Raw genomic sequence first — 308 nt, forward strand, 5'->3', positions numbered from 1 at the left:
GGAATCTATGTCAGACGTTGTGAATAATGCGAACTCTGAAGTAGAAGAGAAAAGCTATAAAGAGCTACACCGCCCTGCTTCTGAATTTGAGAGCCGCTCAGATTACTTAGATCACGAACTTCAAATCATGAAGCCTCGTCGTTTTGGCCTAAACCTTCCAGGCCGTGATTTCCGTTTTGAACTTGAAGATCTTGTTCCTGCACTTGCTGGTACCATCGGTATCATCGCGATGTACTCTGCAGTAATGATGTCTTGGGCTGATGGCCTAACTCAAGCTTGGGATCACGTAAACCTAGGTAAAGACTTCG

Annotated in this window: 1 protein-coding gene; it reads left to right on the forward strand. The window is 45.1% G+C overall.

The genetic code is table 11. The features are described 5' to 3' along the window. Positions 1–7: 7 nt before the first annotated feature. A partial coding sequence (locus tag AB4653_RS23425) for a DUF3360 family protein (protein ID WP_372105442.1) occupies positions 8–308 on the forward strand: 301 nt, incomplete at its 3' end.

Origin of the sequence: Vibrio sp. 10N.222.48.A3, assembly GCF_041475345.1 — a bacterium.
Lineage (GTDB): Bacteria > Pseudomonadota > Gammaproteobacteria > Enterobacterales > Vibrionaceae > Vibrio > Vibrio tasmaniensis_A.